The 297-nt window shown below is 48.5% G+C and carries 2 rRNA genes; both read right to left on the bottom strand.

The window, feature by feature from the left end:
• Nucleotides 1-80 (bottom strand): 23S ribosomal RNA (locus tag AAIG11_RS18035); the annotation flags it as partial.
• Nucleotides 81-238: 158 nt separating this feature from the next.
• Nucleotides 239-297: ribosomal RNA gene (locus tag AAIG11_RS18030) — 16S ribosomal RNA — on the bottom strand; the annotation flags it as partial.

The following is a 297-nucleotide window of genomic DNA, read 5'->3' as shown; positions in this document are numbered from 1 at the left end:
CGTGGCTTTTCGCAGCTTACCACGTCCTTCATCGGCTCCCGGTGCCAAGGCATTCACCCTTTGCTCTTTCTTCCTTGACCTTGCTTTACTTTGCCTTTACGATCATGCAGTTTTCAAAGAACAATTTACCATATAAAGAATCATCCAGAGAGGCTGAACATAAAAAAGCGCTCTCAAAACCAAACAGCAGAAAGTTGCCACCCGGAACCAGCGGGTGTCTTGCTTCGTTACTCCTTAGAAAGGAGGTGATCCAGCCGCACCTTCCGATACGGCTACCTTGTTACGACTTCACCCCAG

Origin of the sequence: Anoxynatronum sibiricum (assembly GCF_039414295.1) — a bacterium.
GTDB classification, from domain to species: Bacteria; Bacillota; Clostridia; order Peptostreptococcales; family Tindalliaceae; genus Anoxynatronum; species Anoxynatronum sibiricum.
The sequence above is the reverse complement of the archived record's forward strand: the minus strand, read 5'-3'. Positions and strand labels throughout refer to the sequence as shown.